Below are 15,774 nucleotides of genomic sequence, written 5' to 3'. Positions count from 1 at the left end.
GGCGGTGACTCTCGACTCGGCTGGGATCGAGCAGGCCATCGCCGACATCGCCGCCGGGCGCCCGGTGGTCGTCGTGGACGACGAGGACCGCGAGAACGAGGGCGACCTGATCTTCGCCGCGGAGAAGGCCACGCCCGAGCTGCTGGCGTTCATGGTCCGCTACACCTCGGGATACGTGTGCGTGTCGCTGACCGAGGAGGACTGCCAGCGGCTGGACCTGCCGCCGATGTACCACACCAACCAGGACCAGCGCGGCACCGCGTACACGGTGACCGTGGACGCGGCCGAGGGGATCAGCACCGGGATCTCCGCCTCGGACCGCAGCCACACCATCCGCCTGCTGGCCGACCCGAAATCGCAGGCCTCGGACTTCCGGCGGCCGGGGCACGTGGTCCCGTTGCGCGCCAAGGAAGGCGGCGTGCTGCGCCGGCCCGGGCACACCGAGGCGGCGGTCGACCTGGCGCGGCTGGCCGGGCTGCACCCGGCCGGTGTGCTCTGCGAGATCGTGTCCCAGAAGGACGAGGGCGACATGGCCCGCCGCGACGAACTCGAGGTGTTCGCCGCGGACCACGACCTCCAGGTGATCACGATCGCCGATCTGATCGCTTACCGGCGGCGGCACGAGAAGCAGGTCGAGCGGGTGGCCGAGGCGCGCATCCCGCTGGCGGCGGGGACGTTCCGCGCGATCGGCTACGACAGCCTGCTCGACGGGATCGAGCACGTCGCGCTCGTCTACGGCGAGATCGGCGACGGCGAGAACATCCTGGTGCGGGCGCACTCGGAATGCCTCACCGGGGACATCTTCGGCTCACTGCGCTGCGACTGCGGCCCCCAGCTGCAGGCCGCGCTGGAAGCGGTGGCCGCCGAGGGCCGCGGCGTGGTGCTCTACATCCGCGGGCACGAGGGCCGCGGCATCGGTCTGATGCACAAGCTGCAGGCCTACCAGCTGCAGGACAACGGCGCGGACACCGTCGACGCGAACCTGGAGCTCGGCGTGCCCGCCGACGCGCGTGACTACGGCACCGGGGCGCAGATCCTGTGCGACCTCGGCGTGCGGTCGATGCGGCTGCTCACCAACAACCCGGCGAAGCGGGTCGGGCTGGAGGCGTACGGCCTGCGGGTGGTCGGGCGGGTGCCGCTGCCGATCTCGCCGAACCCGGAGAATCTGCGGTACCTGCGCACCAAGCGGGACCGGATGGGACACGATCTGCCGCAGCTGGAAAACTTCGACCAGGTCGGCGCGGACATCGAGCAGACCAGGAACGGCGGAGGCCCAGGGTGAGCGGTGAAGGACGTCCAGAGGTAGAGCTGGACCTGTCCGAGTGTCATAGCCTCCGGCTCGCGATCGTCGCGACCCGGTGGCACCCGAAGATCACCGACAGCCTCGTCGAGCGGGCGCTGGCCGCTGCCCGCGAGGCGAAGCTGGACGAGGAGCCGACGGTGGTGCGCGTCGCGGGGGCGATCGAGCTGCCGGTCGTGGTGCAGGCGCTGGCCCGCAACCACGACGCGGTGGTCGCGCTCGGCGTGGTGGTCCGGGGCGGGACGCCGCATTTCGACTACGTCTGCGACGCGGTGACCGCGGGCCTGACCCGGGTGGCGCTGGACGAGAGCACGCCGGTCGGCAACGGGGTGCTCACCTGCGACACCGAGCAGCAGGCCCTGGACCGGTCCGGGCTGCCGGGGTCCAAAGAGGACAAAGGCCACGAGGCGACGGTGGCCGCGCTGGACACCGCGCACGTGCTGCGTTCGCTGCGCGCCCCGTGGACCGAGCGAGGTTTCGTGTGACCGTGATGACCGCCGAGGAACAGACCCTGGTGATCCGCCCGCGCCGCGCGATGTGGATGGCGGGCGCCTGCGCACTCGTGCTCGTCGCCGCGTTCACCACGGTCGGCGTGCTGCTGCGCAGCTCGAACACCGGCGCGATCTTCCAGACCTCCGACCAGGTGGCGATGATCGGCATCGGCCTGCTGCTGGGGGCGGGCGCGATGCTGTTCACCACCGCCCGCGTGCGCGCCGACGCCGAGGGCATCGAAGTGCGGAACGTGCTGCTGACGCGGCGGTTCTCCTGGGACGAGGTGCTTTCGGTGAGCTTCCCGGACGGCGCCTCCTGGGCACGGCTCGAACTGCCCGAGGACGAGTACTACTCGGTGCTCGCCGTGCAGGCCGTGGACCGGGAACGCGCCGTGGAAGCCGTGCGTGCCCTGCGCCGCCTGCACAAGGCCGCCACCTCCCGCTAGCTCCAGTCCCCCAATGTGGCTTTCGGGGCACTGAAGGTACCCAATGCGGCGTTCGGGGCGTTGAAGGTCACCAATGCCGCATTGGGGGAGCTACTGGCGGAGGGTGAGGGTGCAGCTCCACGGGAGGGTGGGGAGTTCCGCGGCGAGGTCGGCGGGGATTCCGGTGGGGACGCCGTCCACCAGGGGAGTGTCCAGGTAGAGGCGGTCGATCTCGTAGCGGAAGCCGTCGCGGTGTTCGGTGGTGAACTCCCAGGCCAGCGGGTCGTTCCGGAACAGCCGCGCCTGCTCGGCGGTGCTCGGGTGGCGCAGCAGCAGGGACCACAGCTCGTCGTCGGTCAGCTCGGCGACCTCGGCCGGATCGGCGCCGGGTTCGCTCAGCAGCCGCGCGACCAGGCCGCGCGCGACTCCGGTGGCGATCGCGCCTTCCGGGGTGAAGCGGTAGCGCGCCTCGCCGACCGCGAGTGCGGCGACGTACCGGGCGGTGGCCGGATCGGTGCTCACCCCGCGGTGATCCGCGGTCAGTTTCGCCAGGGTGTCGGCCGGAGCCTCGGTGAGACGGCCGTGCGTGCGGCCGCTGCGCAGCAGGGATTCCAGGTGGTCGAGCTTCAGGCCACCCGGGATCGCGGACAGGACGGACGGGCGGGCGCCGGATTCGGCGGCGAGCACGTCGCGGGCGTCCACGTCGTGCTCGGCGAGCAGCGGCGCCAGGGCGCGGACGCGGCGCGCGCCGAGGTCGTGGTGGTGCAGTCCGGCGACACCCTCGAAGGTGTGGCTGAGCGGGAGGTGGCCGATGTCGTGCAGCAGCGCGGCGATCCGGGCCGCGTGGTCGTCCGGTGCGAAGTGCGCGGTGAGGACGAGCAGGCCGAGGCTGTGCTCCAGGCGGCTGTAGGACTGGATCGTGGTCGCCGCGGCGGCGCCGGCGTGCGCGATGAACTGCAGCCTGCGCACCGCCGGGGTGCGCAGGAGGCGTTGCTCGAGCGGGGTGAGGGCGAGCGTCTGCTCCCACAGCGGGTCGCGGTAGACGCCGTCGTGACCGAGCGTTCCGGCGACGGCGATCGAGCGGTACGCCATCTAGACGGACAGGTCGACGACGACCGGGGCGTGGTCGGAGGCGCCCTTGCCCTTGCGTGCCTCGCGGTCCACGTAGGCGTCGGTGACCGCGCCCGCGAACTTCGCGTCGGCGTAGACCAGGTCGATCCGCATGCCGCGGTTCTTCGGGAACGCGCCCGCCCGGTAGTCCCAGTAGGTGAAGGCGCGGTCGTACTTCAGCGGGCGCGGTAGGACGTCGGTGAGCCCGGCTTCGCGGAGCACGGCCAGTGCCTTGCGTTCCGGTTCGGTGACGTGGGTCGACTCGGCGAACACGCTGATGTCCCACACGTCTTCGTCGGTCGGCGCGATGTTGAAGTCCCCGAGCACCGCGAACGGCCGCCCGGTCTGCTCGGCGGCCACGGTCGCCCGCAGGGCCTCCAGCCAGCGCAGCTTGTAGGCGTAGTGCGGATGGTCCGGTTCGCGGCCGTTGGGCACGTACACCGACCAGATCCGGAGCCCGTCGCAGGTCGCGCCGATCGCCCGCGGCTGGGTCACGTCCTCGTAGCCGGGCTCGTCGAGCAGGCCGCGGGTGACGTCCTCGAGCCCGACCCGGGAGATGATGGCGACGCCGTTCCACCGGCCCGCCCCGTACGCGGCGCAGTCGTACCCGAGCTTGCCGACCTCGTCGAGGGGAAAGGCCTCGGTGTCACATTTGAGCTCCTGCAGGCAAACCACGTCCGGTGCGGCCGATTCGAGCCACTCCAGCAGGCGGGGGAGCCGGGCGCCGACGGAGTTCACGTTCCAGGTCGCGATGCGCATACTGCCGAGAATGGCACACTCGGGACATGGTCGATCGGGTGCCCGGGCGCAGGCCGGAAGTCGTGTTGTTCGACGTGTTCGAGACGTTGATCAGGCTGGAACCGCTGCGCGAGCGGTTCGTCGAGGTCGGCCGCCCCGGGCACGAGCTCGAACTGTTCTTCGCGCGCACCCTGCGCGACGGGATGGCGTACACGCTGGCCGGGGAGGCGCCGCCGTTCCGGGAAGTGGCGAAGGCGGAACTGGCGATCACGTCCGGGCATTCGCTGAGCGACGAGCAGATCGACCACGTGCTCGACGGGTTCGCCGCACTGCCGCTGCAACCGGACGCCGAGCCCGCGTCCGCGCTGCTCGCCGAGGCCGGGATCCCCTTCTACGCCTTCACCCACGGCTCCGCGTCGATCCTGGAGTCCATAGTGGACAGACTGGGGATGCGGGACCGGTTCGCCGGGATCCTGTCCGCGGAGGCGATCCGGTCGTTCAAACCGCCCGCGCGGGTCTACCACTGGGCCTGCGAGCGGGCCGGCTCCGCACCGGAGCGCACGGCGCTGGTCGCCGTGCATTCCTGGGACACCCATGGTGCGGTGCGGGCCGGCCTGCTCGCCGGGCTCGCCACCCGGCTCGAAGGCGGGGTGCCCGCCGTCGTCGAGCGCCCGCACGTGGTGGCCGAACGGCTCGACGAGGTCGTCGCCGGGTTGCTCGCGCTCTAGACCCCCGCGGTGGACTTGATCCAGTCCCGGCTGGCCGCGACGCTGGCGTAGTTGTTCGTCCCGTTCGGGTCGGTGCCGTCGTTGAGCACCGTGGACGCGACGCCGACCTGCTTGCCGTCCGCGACCTGCGGGCCGCCCGAGTCGCCCTTCCACGCGGCGCCGTTGACCCCGGTGCTCTGGATCGCGCGGCCGCCGAACGCGTCGGTCGAGGTGCCGGTGACCTTGACGGTCGCCTTCTTCAGCTCGTTCGCCGGGGGACCGGTCGGGGTCTCGCGGCCCCAGCCGTAGATCGTGTTCTCCCCGGACGACGGGTCGCTGTCGCCGAGCGTGAGGTAGGTGGTCTCGATCGGCTTCGCCAGGTGCAGCAGGGCGATGTCCCCGTTGGGCGAGACCTCTTTCTTGTCCACGGTCGCCTCCGTGCCCTGGCCGAGCGTGTTCGAGCCGACCTTGACCCGCATGCCGCTGCCGTCCTCGTCGAGGCAGTGCTGCGCGGTGAGCACCCAGTCCTTGGCGATGATCGAACCGGAGCAGTTGAAGCCGTCCCACGGGCGGCCGGAGGTGTTGACGTACACCTGGGCGCCCCAGGGCACCTGCTCGGCCTGCTCGCCGTCGATGATGTTCGGCTGCACGCCCGCGGGCTCGGCGGCGGCCGCGGCGCCGGTGGCGAGGGTGAGTGCGAACGTGGCGGCGCAGAGCGCGCTCAGCGCGCGAACTGGGCTCATAGTCTGGTCCTTTCCGCAGGGAGACACCGGACCTCGGTGTCGGACGGAAAGTAACCACCAGGATTCACGTTAGGTACCAACGAACGTCGGATGTTCCAGCATCCGGGCAGATTGGTTACGCCGCGTGCGCGATGATCGCGAAAGATCAGCACAAGGTGTGGTCGGCGGGAGTGAGGGGCAGGGGTTCGCGAGACTGTCGGACCCGAGCCATAGGCTTGGCGACGTGGCTGACCCGTCCACCTACCGTCCCTCACCGGGGAGCATCCCGGACGCCCCCGGCGTGTACAAGTTCCGCGACAGCACGAAGCGGGTCATCTACGTCGGCAAGGCGAAGAGCCTGCGCAGCCGGCTGAACTCGTACTTCGCCGACCTCACCGGGCTGCATCCGCGCACCAAGCAGATGGTGACCACCGCGGCGAGTGTCGAGTGGACCGTGGTGTCCACCGAGGTCGAAGCGCTCCAGCTGGAATACAACTGGATCAAGGAGTTCGACCCTCGGTTCAACGTGCGGTACCGGGACGACAAGTCCTACCCGGTGCTCGCGGTGACCCTGAACGAGGAATACCCACGGCTGCACGTCTACCGCGGGGCGCGCAAGAAGGGCGTGCGGTACTTCGGCCCGTACGCGCACGCGTGGGCGATCCGCGAGACGCTCGACCTGCTGCTGCGCGTGTTCCCGGCCCGGACCTGCTCGGGCGGCGTGTTCCGGCGCCACGGCCAGATCGGCCGCCCGTGCCTGCTCGGCTACATCGAGAAGTGCTCCGCGCCGTGCGTCGGCAAGGTGTCGGCCGACGAGCACCGGCGGATCGTCGAGGACTTCTGCGACTTCCTGGCCGGCCGCACCGACGCCATGGTGCGCCGCCTGGAGAAGGAGATGGCCGAGGCGTCCGAGTCGCTCGAGTTCGAGCGCGCCGCGCGGTTGCGCGACGATCTGGGCGCGCTGCGGCGGGCGATGGAGAAGCAGGCCGTGGTGTTCGGCGACGGCACCGACGCCGATCTGGTCGCCTTCGCGCACGACGAGCTGGAGGCCGCGGTCCAGGTCTTCCACGTCCGCGGCGGCCGGGTGCGCGGGCAGCGCGGCTGGGTGATCGACAAGGCCGAGGAGATGGACGTCCCCGCGCTGGTCGAGCAGTTCCTCGCGCAGTTCTACGGCGAGCAGGCCGAACTGGTGACCGAGGGCGCCGAAACGGGCACGCCGGTGCCGCGCGAGGTGCTGGTGCCGGAACTGCCGCCGGACGCCGAGGCGGTGACCGAGTGGCTGTCCAAGCTGCGGGGGTCCCGGGTGCAGCTGCGCGTACCGCAGCGCGGCGACAAGCGCACGCTCGCGGAAACCGTGGCGCGCAACGCCGCGGAGGCGTTCGCCCAGCACAAGCTGCGCCGCGCCGGCGACCTCACCGCGCGCTCGGCGGCGCTGTCCGAACTGCAGGAGAACCTCGGCCTGGACACCGCGCCGCTGCGCATCGAATGCGTCGACATCAGCCACATCGCGGGCAGTGACGTGGTCGCGTCCCTGGTGGTGTTCGAGGACGGCGTGCCGCGCAAGTCGGAGTACCGCCGGTTCGCCCTGCGCGAGGCCGCCGAAGAGGGCGACGTGGCCTCCATCGCCGAGGTGGTGCGGCGGCGGTTCCACCGCTACCTCAAGGAGACCGAGGACGCGGTGAACGAGACCACGCCCGGCATCGATCCGGAGACCGGCCGGCCGCGCAAGTTCGCGTACCCGCCGAACCTGCTGGTTGTGGACGGCGCCGGGCCGCAGGCCACCGCCGCCGCGGACGTGCTCGCCGAACTCGGCATCACCGACGTTTCCGTGGTAGGACTGGCCAAGCGACTGGAGGAGGTGTGGCTGCCCGGGGATCCCGATCCGGTCATCCTGCCGCGCACCTCCGAGGCGCTGTACCTGCTGCAGCGCGTGCGCGACGAGGCGCACCGGTTCGCCATCCGCTACCACCGGGAGAAGCGGGGCAAGCGGGTGCAGGCGTCCGCTTTGGACGGTGTGCCCGGGCTCGGGCAGGCACGCAAGACCGCGCTGATCAAGCACTTCGGCTCGGTGAAGAAACTCAAGCAGGCCAGCGTGGAGGAAATCGCGGCCGTGCCGGGCTTCGGGAAACGCACCGCGGAGGCGGTCGCGGCGGCGCTCGGGGAGAGCGCGGAAGGGGAGAGGGGAACATGACGGGCGAGAGCGAAGGGCGGACCTCCGGGATGGAGGTCGCCGTGGTCACCGGGTTGTCCGGCGCCGGCCGCAGCACCGCGGCCAAATGCCTGGAGGACCTCGGCTGGTTCGTGGTGGACAACCTGCCGCCCGAGCTGATCGCGACCATGGTCGAACTCGGGGCGCAGGCCCGGGGCGCGATCACCAAGGTCGCCGTGGTGATGGACGTCCGCTCGCGGGCCTTCACCGACGATCTCGCGTCGGTGATCAAGGACCTGGACGCGCGCGGGTACAAACCGCGGGTGCTGTTCCTGGAGGCCACCGACGCGGTGCTGGTGCGCCGGTTCGAGGCCGTCCGGCGGGGGCACCCGATGCAGGGCGACGGCCGGCTGGCCGACGGGATCACCGCCGAGCGGGCGCTGCTGGCGCCGCTGCGCGAGGAGGCGGATCTGGTGCTGGAGACCTCGGCGCTGTCCGTGCACGACCTGCGAGCCAAGATCGAGGACGCGTTCGGCTCGGAGGCGAGCACCCAGACCCGGGTCACCGTGCTGTCCTTCGGGTACAAGTACGGCCTGCCGATGGACGCCGATCTGGTGATGGACGTGCGGTTCCTGCCCAACCCGTTCTGGATCCCCGAACTGCGCGAGCACACCGGCCTGGACGGCGAGGTGCGCAACTACGTGCTCAGCCAGGAGGGCGCCGAGGAGTTCCTGGACCGCTATCATCACCTGCTGCGCCTGATCGGCGCCGGGTACAAACGCGAGGGCAAGCGGTACCTCACGCTCGCGGTCGGCTGCACCGGCGGGAAGCACCGCAGCGTGGCGATCTCCGAGGAACTGGCGAATCGTCTGTCCAATGAGGACGGAATGGCGGTAAAGGTGGTGCACCGCGATCTTGGCCGTGAGTGAACCGGTGACGGGTCGGTTGCGCGCGGTCGCGCTGGGTGGCGGGCATGGGCTGCACGCCACGCTCACCGCGCTGCGGCGGATCACCACGGATGTGACCGCGGTCGTCACGGTCGCCGACGACGGCGGGTCGTCCGGCCGGTTGCGCCGGGAACTCGGCCTGCTGCCGCCGGGTGACCTGCGGCAGGCGCTGTCCGCGCTGGCGGCGGCCGAGGACGGCGGCTCGCTGTGGGCGGAGGTGTTCCAGCACCGCTTCGGCGGCAGCGGCGCGCTCGCCGGGCACGCGGTGGGGAACCTGTTGCTGGCCGGGCTCTTCGAGGTGCTCGGGGATCCGGTCGCCGCACTGGACGAGGCGAGCCGGCTGGTCGGGGTGTCCGGCCGGGTGCTGCCGATGTCGGTGCAGCCGCTCGAGATCGAGGCGGAGGTCGCGGGCCTGGACGACGACGGCGGGGTGCGCCGGATCCGGGGACAGGTCGCGGTCGCGAGCACGCCCGGTCAGGTCGAGCGCATCACCCTGCACACCGAACCGCAGTCCACCGAGCCGCCGAAGGCGTGCGCCGAGGCGGTCGAGGCAGTGCTCGGCGCCGAGGTGGTCTTCCTCGGCCCGGGATCCTGGTTCACCAGCGTCCTTCCGCACCTGCTCATCCCCGAACTGCACGATGCTCTTGTCCGCACCGAGGCGCTCAAGGTGGTGATCCTGAACCTGGTTCCCCAGCCGGGGGAGACGGCTGGCTTCTCACCCGAACGGCACCTGGACGTACTCTTCCAGCACGCTCCCGGGCTCCGAGTCGACGCGGTGATCGCCGATCGCGACTCGGTGCCGACCCCGGCGCGGCTGCGCGATGCCGCGGCCGGTCTGGGAGCACGGGCGCATCTGGCGGACGTGGCCGACCCGCGCGTGGCGGGCCGGCACGATCCGGATGCGCTGGCGACGTGTGTGCGAGAGGCTCTCGGTCTGACCGGGCGCCCAGGTGAGAGAGGGGTGGAGGGGTAATGGCGATGACGGCTGCGGTCAAGGACGAACTGAGTCGTCTGGAGATCACGAAGATCGGGCCGCGCCGCGCGGAGGTCGCTTCGATGCTGCGCTTCGCCGGTGGCCTGCACATCGTGGGCGGCCGGGTCGTCGTGGAGGCGGAACTGGACACCGGTTCGGTCGCGCGGCGGCTGCGCAAGGAGATCCACGATCTGTACGGGCATCATTCGGATGTCCACGTGATCTCGTCCAGCGGGCTGCGCAAGGGCACCCGGTACGTGGTGCGCGTGGTCAAGGACGGCGAGGGCCTGGCCCGGCAGACCGGGCTGATCGACCAGCGCGGCCGGCCGGTGCGGGGGCTGCCGGCGGCGGTGGTGTCCGGGGGGATCGCGGACGCCGAGGCCGCCTGGCGGGGGGCGTTCCTGGCGCACGGGTCGCTGACCGAACCCGGCCGGTCGTCGTCGCTGGAGGTGACCTGCCCGGGCCCGGAGGCGGCGCTCGCGCTCGTCGGCGCGGCGCGGCGACTGGGCATCCAGGCGAAGTCGCGCGAGGTCCGGGGGGCGGACCGGGTCGTGGTGCGCGACGGGGACGCGATCGGCGCGCTGCTCACCCGGCTCGGGGCGCATTCCAGCGTGCTGCAGTGGGAGGAACGCCGGATGCGGCGCGAGGTGCGCGCGACCGCGAACCGGCTGGCCAACTTCGACGACGCGAACCTGCGCCGCTCGGCGCGGGCCGCGGTCGCCGCGGCGGCCCGGGTCGAACGGGCCATGGAAATCCTCGGGGACAGCGCGCCGGACCACCTGCTGACCGCGGGAAAGCTCCGGCTGCAGAACCGCCAGGCGTCCCTGGAGGAACTGGGGCAGCTGTCCGATCCGCCGATGACCAAGGACGCGGTGGCGGGCCGCATCCGCCGCCTGCTGGCGATGGCCGACAAGAAGGCGAAGGAGCAGAACATCCCGGACACCGAATCCGCGGTGACCCCGGAGATGCTCGAAGAAGACGCCTGACCGCCAAAAAAGCAAGGGACCTTCGCTACGGTCTGTCGAGAGCGAGGGACCTTTACTACCGCTGAGCCGTAGTAAAGGTCCCTCGCTATTTTTTTTGGCAGATCGGGGCCGGGTGGGGTGGGTCGTGAGTGGTTGGACCGGTTCTAACCGGCGTAAACGCTCACGACCCCAACCACGTCGACCGGGAGACCCACGACGATGAGGTAACCTGGTGCTTCGAAAACCGAAGCACGGAGGTGGTCGCATGGCAGCCCGGATCCCACCGCTGGAACCGCCGTACGAGGCCGAAACGCAGGAGTTGCTGGAAAGCCTGATGCCCCGGGGAACCGGCCATCCGCCGCTGGCGCTGTTCCGGATGTTCGCCCGCAAGCCGGACCTGGTCCGCTCGATGATGCCCTGGGGCGGCTACGAACTGGGCCGCGGAATCTCGGTGCCCCACCGCGAGCGCGAGATCGTGATCCTGCGGGTGTGCGCGCGCTGCCGCTGCGAGTACGAATGGGGCGTGCACGCGACCCTCGCGGCTCCGCACGCCGGGCTGACCGAGGCCGAGATCGCGGCCACGGCGAGCCCGGACCTCGAGCCGTGGTCGCCGCGCGACCGGTTGCTGGTGCGCCTGGTCGACGCCTTGCACGACCGGTCCGACGTGCCGGACGACCGGTGGGCCGAGGCCGCCGCCGCGTGGTCCCCGGAGCAACTGCTCGACCTCATCCTGCTCACCGGCTGGTACCACGCCATTTCGTTCGCCGCCAACGCCGCCCGCGTCCCGCTCGAACCTTGGGCGGCGCGCTTCACGTCGGTGTTACCGGGAAAGGGGGCCACCCCGGGCGACTCGTAACGCAGCGGTTCACCTCGACGCGACGAACGGAAACACGGCGGGCCAACCCTCGAAGCTGACCGATGGCAGACCTGGCGGGAGGGCACGTCGTGCAGATGACCGAGGGGATCGGGGACTGGATCGCGAGGCGCAGCAGCCGTGCGGCCGACTGGCCGGTGGCGGAGCTGGTCGCGGCCAAGGGGGAAACCGGGATCAGCGTGGTGATCCCGGCGCGCGACGAGGAAGCGACCATCGGCGCGATCGTGGCCACGATCCGGCGGGAACTCGTCGAGGACTGGCCGCTGGTCGACGAGATCGTCGTGGTCGATTCCCGGTCGCGGGACGCGACCGCGCGCGTGGCCGCCGAGGCGGGGGCGGTCGTGGTCGCGCAGGACGCCGTGCTGTACCCGCTGGAAGGCTTGCCCGGCAAGGGCGAGGCGCTGTGGAAGGGCCTCGCGGCGACCAGCGGCGAGCTGGTGGTGTTCGTCGACGGAGACCTGTACGACTTCACCGCGGACTACGTGACCGGGCTGCTCGGCCCGCTGCTCACCGAGCCCGCGGTGGCCTACGTCAAGGGCTTCTACCACCGGCCGCTGGTCGGCACCGCTGCGGTGGACACCGACGGGGGTGGCCGCGTGACCGAACTGGTCGCGCGGCCGCTGCTCAACATGTACTGGCCGCAACTCGCCGGGTTCGTCCAGCCGCTCGCCGGGGAGTACGCCGGCCGGCGCTCGGTGCTGGAGGCGATCCCGTTCGTCGCCAACTACGGCGTCGAGGTCGGGCACCTGATCGATCTGCTCGAACTGCGCGGCCTGGACGCGCTCGCGCAGGTCGATCTGGGCGAGCGCAAGCACCGGCACCAGAGCACCCAGGCGCTCGGCCGGATGGCGGGGCAGATCATGCTGACCATGTTCGACCGGCTGGACCGCTACGGGCGGCTGGTGTCGGCGCAACCCCCGGCGACCCTGCTCGCGCAGTTCCGCCGCGGCGAATCCGAGCACGGCGTGGAACGCGAGATCGTGCTCACCGAACTGGACTGCGCGCAACGGCCCCCGCTGAGCACCCTGCGCACGCGGCACACCGTGGAGTTGCGCGACACGGCCTAGAATATTCAATAGTGCACCGAGATACAGGTCTGTATCTTGGTTGCCATGTCTGCCGGACTCGCGCGGGTCAGCGCGACTCGATACATCACACCTCTACGGGAGGGCGGTTCCCTGCCGGGTCTGATGGAAGCCGACGACCTCGGCACCTACGTGGTCAAGTTCCAGGGCGCGGGCCAGGGACGCAAGGTCCTGGTGGCCGAGGTCGTCTGCGCCGGGCTCGCGCGGGCGCTCGACCTCCCGGTGCCCCGGCTGGTCACCGTCGAACTCGACGTCGAACTGGCCGCCACCGAACCGGATCCGGAGGTGCAGGACCTGCTCCGCGCCAGCGCCGGCACGAACCTCGGCGTGGACTTCCTGCCCGGCTCGCTGGACTTCGACCCCGGCGCCTTCGCTCTTGACCCGGCGCTCGCCGGGCGGGTGCTGTGGTTCGACGCGCTCACCGGCAATGTCGATCGTTCGTGGCGCAATCCGAATCTGCTGTACTGGCACGGCGAGCCGTACCTCATCGACCACGGAGCCACCCTGACCTTCCACCACAACTGGTCCGGCGCCGAAGCCGCGGACACCCGCGCCTACGACGCGAGCGAGCACGTGCTGCTCGGCTTCCGTCCCGAGGTCGCCGCCGCCGACGCCGAACTGGCCCCGCGCGTGACCGAGGACGTGCTCCGGGACGCTGTCGCGGCGGTGCCGGACGCCTGGCTCGACGGTGAGGAGGGGTTCGACACCCCGGACCGCCTCCGCGAGGCCTACGTGACCCGGCTCGCCGGCCGCCTCGCCGCGCGCGGGGAGTGGCTGCCCGGGGTCCTCGCCGCGGTCGAGCAGGCGCCGCCGCGCCCGGAGGTCCGCGCTCCGGCAAGCCGCCGTCCCGCGTGGCTGATCGCGCACGGCCGGAGGGCGGCCCGGTGACCGACCGGCCCCAGCTCTACGAGTACGCGCTCCTGCGCGTGGTTCCGCGAGTCGACCGCGGCGAGTCGCTCAACGCGGGCGTGGTGCTGCACTGCCGGGCGCTGCGGTTTCTCGGCGCGCGCGTGCACCTGGACGCCGATCGCCTGCGTGCCCTCGACCCGGCGGCGGACGTCCCGGCGATCGAGCACCTGCTGCACACGATCGCCGCGGTGTGCGACGGCGAACCGGACGCGGGCCCGGCCGTCGCCCTGGACCCCGGCAAGCGGTTCCGCTGGCTCACCGCGCCGCGCAGCACGGTGGTCCAGACCGGGCCGGTGCACACCGGACGCACCGCCGATCCGGCCGCGGAGGCCGATCGGCTGCTGCGCGCCCTCGTCCTGCCCCCAGTTTGAACGGGAGTCAGTCGGCGATCCCGGCGCGGCCGATCACCCGGGTGATCTTCGCCCGGACGAGGTACTCGCCGGGGGCGGCGTTGCGCTTGCCGTACTCCTCGGCGCGGTCCGCGCCCATGTACCGGCCGCCGAGGCGGGTGGCCCACTCGAGGAGTTCGTCCTGGTCGGTGTGCAGGGTCGCTTCGGCGCGGAAGTGCACGTAGGAGAACGGGGGCCGCTGATCGTCGACGCACAGCGAGAGCCGGGGGTCGCGGCGGAACGCCTTGCCCTTGAGGGAGTTCTGCTCGGTGGTGAAGATCAGCTCGTCCCCGGACGGGGCGGCGTTCAGCAGGAACCAGACCGGTGTGACGTGCGGCGAACCGTCCGCGCGGACGATCCCCAGCATGCCCGTGCGGGTCCCCGCGCTCGCGAATTCCCACCATTCGTCCCTGGTCATCTCGTGCATGAACCCGACGCTACCCAGTCACCCGTGCGGGCGCAGAACCGAGCCGACTAACGTTGCCCGCTGTGCGAGACGACGAGCTGATCGGGGCGAGCCTGGCCGACGAGGGCCTGGCGCGCCGGTTGAAGGCGCTCGCCTGCACCGCTCCGCTGCACGACCTCGACGCGCGCAAGGCGAAGCTGGACTGGGCCGACGCCACCGTGTACCAGATGGCCGAGATCGCCCTGCACACGATCGACCAGGTCACCATCGCCATGGACTTCGACACCGGCGCGGACCACCACGAGATCGTGCGCCGCCTGCAGCCGTTCATCGCGGCGCAGGCGCCCGGCCGCGGCGCCGAGGAGCACACGAAGGTGGCCCGCTGGGTGCTGGACAACCTGATCAACGTGGGCACCGCGGACCGCGGCTTCCGGCGCGTGTACGGCAGCATCGACGCGGACGGCTCCTACACGCGCCGTGCGTTCGACTTCAAGCTGCTCGTCGAACTGGCCGCCCCGGACGGCGAGGTCTACCTGCGTGCCAGCGACGAGGCGATCAACGTGCTGGTCGGCGCGCTGGACACGGACGTCGAATCCGCGCAGATCGCGGCCGAGGTGAAGCTGGAGAACCTGATCACCCGCGGCCGCCTGGCCGACGCGAAGCTCGCGGCCGAGCAGGCGCGGTACCGGACCGTGCAGTACGGGGAGACCCTGCGCGCCAAACTCGACGCGACCCGCCGGGACGTGCGCGCGGTCGACTGGGACGAGGAGATGCCCGAACTGCTCGACTCGGCGCTCTCGCACATCGAGTCCCGGTTCCGCGCGGAGAACGCGATCCTGAAGAACATCACCGCCGCCCGCGACGACGCCGAGGATCCCGACCGCAAGCGGCGCGCCGCGGAACTGGTCGACATCGTGGGCGACTGCATCAGCCGCCACACCCAGCTCCAGTCCCGGCTGCAGGCGGCGGGCGCGACCTTCCGGGCCGAGCAGGACCGCCAGCAGTTCTCCGGCCCGCCGCGCCGGGCGACCATCGACCTGTTCGGCCAGCTCCTGGTGCCGACCCTGGAACTGCCGATCTCGGACGCGACCGCGCCGACCGAATCATTCTTCCACGCGGCGGCCGGGCTCGCCGTGCCGACCGTCCCCGCGTTGCCCGCGCTGGTGTCGCTGCTGCTGCGGCCCGCGCCGGAGCGGGACAAACTGGTCGGCGAGGTGCCCGAACCCGAACTCGTGCCGCCGGAGACACTGGACTACTACAGCGACGAACAGTGGCGGCAGGCCGACGAACTGCTCGACCTGCCCGAGGTGCCGCGCCGGTTGTCCGGGCTGCTGGCCGAGGCGCGGGCGCTCGATCCGGGCCTGGCCCGCCTGGTCGCGCTCCGGGCGCTGCACTCCTACAGTCCCGAGGTGGCGGCCGCCGTCCGGCAGGGGGACGAGCGGGCGCTGCTCGCGGTCGACGACGGCACGCTGCTGGACGACCCCGAATTCGGCGGGGCCGATCTGCTGCTGGCGTCGGCGAGCATCGAGCGCGGCGGCGAAGACGAGGAGGGGACCACGTGACCAGGGCGGTCAGCAACGGCGA

The 15,774-nt window shown here is 71.5% G+C and carries 17 protein-coding genes; 13 read left to right on the top strand and 4 right to left on the bottom strand.

The genetic code is table 11. The annotated features are described in order from the left end of the window. The first annotated feature begins 4 nt into the window (after positions 1–4). The 3 genes from FXO23_RS34450 to FXO23_RS34440 are packed head-to-tail and all read left to right on the top strand — an operon-like array spanning position 5 to position 2,237. Complete coding sequence (locus FXO23_RS34450) at positions 5–1,282, top strand: bifunctional 3,4-dihydroxy-2-butanone-4-phosphate synthase/GTP cyclohydrolase II (RefSeq protein ID WP_158890095.1); 1,278 nt, start codon at positions 5–7, stop codon at positions 1,280–1,282. Further along, complete coding sequence (gene ribH / locus FXO23_RS34445; RefSeq protein WP_158890056.1) at positions 1,279–1,785, top strand: 6,7-dimethyl-8-ribityllumazine synthase; 507 nt, start codon at positions 1,279–1,281, stop codon at positions 1,783–1,785. The genes FXO23_RS34450 and ribH overlap by 4 nt, the downstream gene beginning before the upstream one ends. A 5-nt stretch (positions 1,786–1,790) precedes the next feature. After that, positions 1,791–2,237 carry a PH domain-containing protein gene (locus FXO23_RS34440; protein ID WP_158890093.1) on the top strand — a complete coding sequence of 149 codons (447 nt, stop codon included), beginning with the start codon at positions 1,791–1,793 and terminating at the stop codon, positions 2,235–2,237. Positions 2,238–2,327: 90 nt separating this feature from the next. On the opposite strand, the gene FXO23_RS34435 is transcribed toward FXO23_RS34440, so the two are convergent. Next, positions 2,328–3,308, bottom strand: coding sequence for an HD domain-containing protein (locus FXO23_RS34435; protein ID WP_158890054.1), 981 nt, complete (start codon positions 3,306–3,308; stop codon positions 2,328–2,330). Next, positions 3,309–4,085, bottom strand: coding sequence for an exodeoxyribonuclease III (locus FXO23_RS34430; protein WP_158890052.1), 777 nt, complete (start codon positions 4,083–4,085; stop codon positions 3,309–3,311). A 26-nt stretch (positions 4,086–4,111) separates the two neighbouring features. Here FXO23_RS34430 and FXO23_RS34425 point away from each other — a divergent pair, with 26 nt between their 5' ends. Beyond that, complete coding sequence (locus FXO23_RS34425; protein WP_158890050.1) at positions 4,112–4,792, top strand: HAD family hydrolase; 681 nt, start codon at positions 4,112–4,114, stop codon at positions 4,790–4,792. Here the strand turns inward: FXO23_RS34425 and FXO23_RS34420 are convergent. Beyond that, a complete protein-coding gene (locus FXO23_RS34420) occupies positions 4,789–5,514 on the bottom strand; it encodes a S1 family peptidase (protein ID WP_158890048.1) in 726 nt (241 codons plus the stop codon). The genes FXO23_RS34425 and FXO23_RS34420 overlap by 4 nt on opposite strands. Positions 5,515–5,737: 223 nt before the next feature. Here FXO23_RS34420 and uvrC point away from each other — a divergent pair, with 223 nt between their 5' ends. From uvrC to FXO23_RS34380, 8 genes are all read left to right on the top strand, one after another. Then, a complete protein-coding gene (gene uvrC, locus FXO23_RS34415; RefSeq protein ID WP_158890046.1) occupies positions 5,738–7,684 on the top strand; it encodes an excinuclease ABC subunit UvrC in 1,947 nt (648 codons plus the stop codon). Continuing rightward, the gene (rapZ, locus tag FXO23_RS34410; RefSeq protein ID WP_158890044.1) at positions 7,681–8,571 is read left to right on the top strand and encodes an RNase adapter RapZ; all 891 of its coding nucleotides are present in this window, start codon (positions 7,681–7,683) and stop codon (positions 8,569–8,571) included. Before uvrC ends, rapZ begins: the two co-directional genes overlap by 4 nt. A gap of 16 nt (positions 8,572–8,587) precedes the next feature. After that, positions 8,588–9,562, top strand: a complete 975-nt coding sequence (locus tag FXO23_RS34405; protein ID WP_158890091.1) for a gluconeogenesis factor YvcK family protein — start codon at positions 8,588–8,590, stop codon at positions 9,560–9,562. Further along, complete coding sequence (gene whiA, locus FXO23_RS34400) at positions 9,562–10,548, top strand: DNA-binding protein WhiA (protein WP_158890042.1); 987 nt, start codon at positions 9,562–9,564, stop codon at positions 10,546–10,548. The genes FXO23_RS34405 and whiA overlap by 1 nt, the downstream gene beginning before the upstream one ends. A 244-nt stretch (positions 10,549–10,792) precedes the next feature. Then, the gene (locus FXO23_RS34395; protein WP_158890040.1) at positions 10,793–11,383 is read left to right on the top strand and encodes a carboxymuconolactone decarboxylase family protein; all 591 of its coding nucleotides are present in this window, start codon (positions 10,793–10,795) and stop codon (positions 11,381–11,383) included. Positions 11,384–11,445: 62 nt separating this feature from the next. After that, positions 11,446–12,468: a glucosyl-3-phosphoglycerate synthase gene (locus tag FXO23_RS34390; RefSeq protein WP_179956965.1), complete on the top strand. Its 1,023-nt coding sequence runs from the start codon at positions 11,446–11,448 to the stop codon at positions 12,466–12,468. Positions 12,469–12,513: 45 nt separating this feature from the next. Next, the gene (locus tag FXO23_RS34385; RefSeq protein WP_158890038.1) at positions 12,514–13,374 is read left to right on the top strand and encodes a HipA family kinase; all 861 of its coding nucleotides are present in this window, start codon (positions 12,514–12,516) and stop codon (positions 13,372–13,374) included. Next, positions 13,371–13,766 carry a DUF3037 domain-containing protein gene (locus FXO23_RS34380; RefSeq protein WP_158890036.1) on the top strand — a complete coding sequence of 132 codons (396 nt, stop codon included), beginning with the start codon at positions 13,371–13,373 and terminating at the stop codon, positions 13,764–13,766. Before FXO23_RS34385 ends, FXO23_RS34380 begins: the two co-directional genes overlap by 4 nt. A 7-nt stretch (positions 13,767–13,773) precedes the next feature. Here FXO23_RS34380 and FXO23_RS34375 read toward each other — a convergent pair whose 3' ends face one another. Continuing rightward, positions 13,774–14,211, bottom strand: coding sequence for a PPOX class F420-dependent oxidoreductase (locus tag FXO23_RS34375; RefSeq protein WP_158890034.1), 438 nt, complete (start codon positions 14,209–14,211; stop codon positions 13,774–13,776). Positions 14,212–14,273: 62 nt separating this feature from the next. Between FXO23_RS34375 and FXO23_RS34370 the strand changes: the two genes are divergently transcribed. Beyond that, on the top strand, positions 14,274–15,752 hold the full coding sequence (locus FXO23_RS34370; protein ID WP_158890032.1) for a hypothetical protein: 1,479 nt from the start codon (positions 14,274–14,276) through the stop codon (positions 15,750–15,752). Positions 15,753–15,774: the final 22 nt, after the last annotated feature.

Source organism: Amycolatopsis anabasis (genome assembly GCF_009765355.1).
GTDB classification, from domain to species: domain Bacteria; phylum Actinomycetota; class Actinomycetes; order Mycobacteriales; family Pseudonocardiaceae; genus Amycolatopsis; species Amycolatopsis anabasis.
This window is presented reverse-complemented; position numbering and strand designations above follow the sequence as displayed.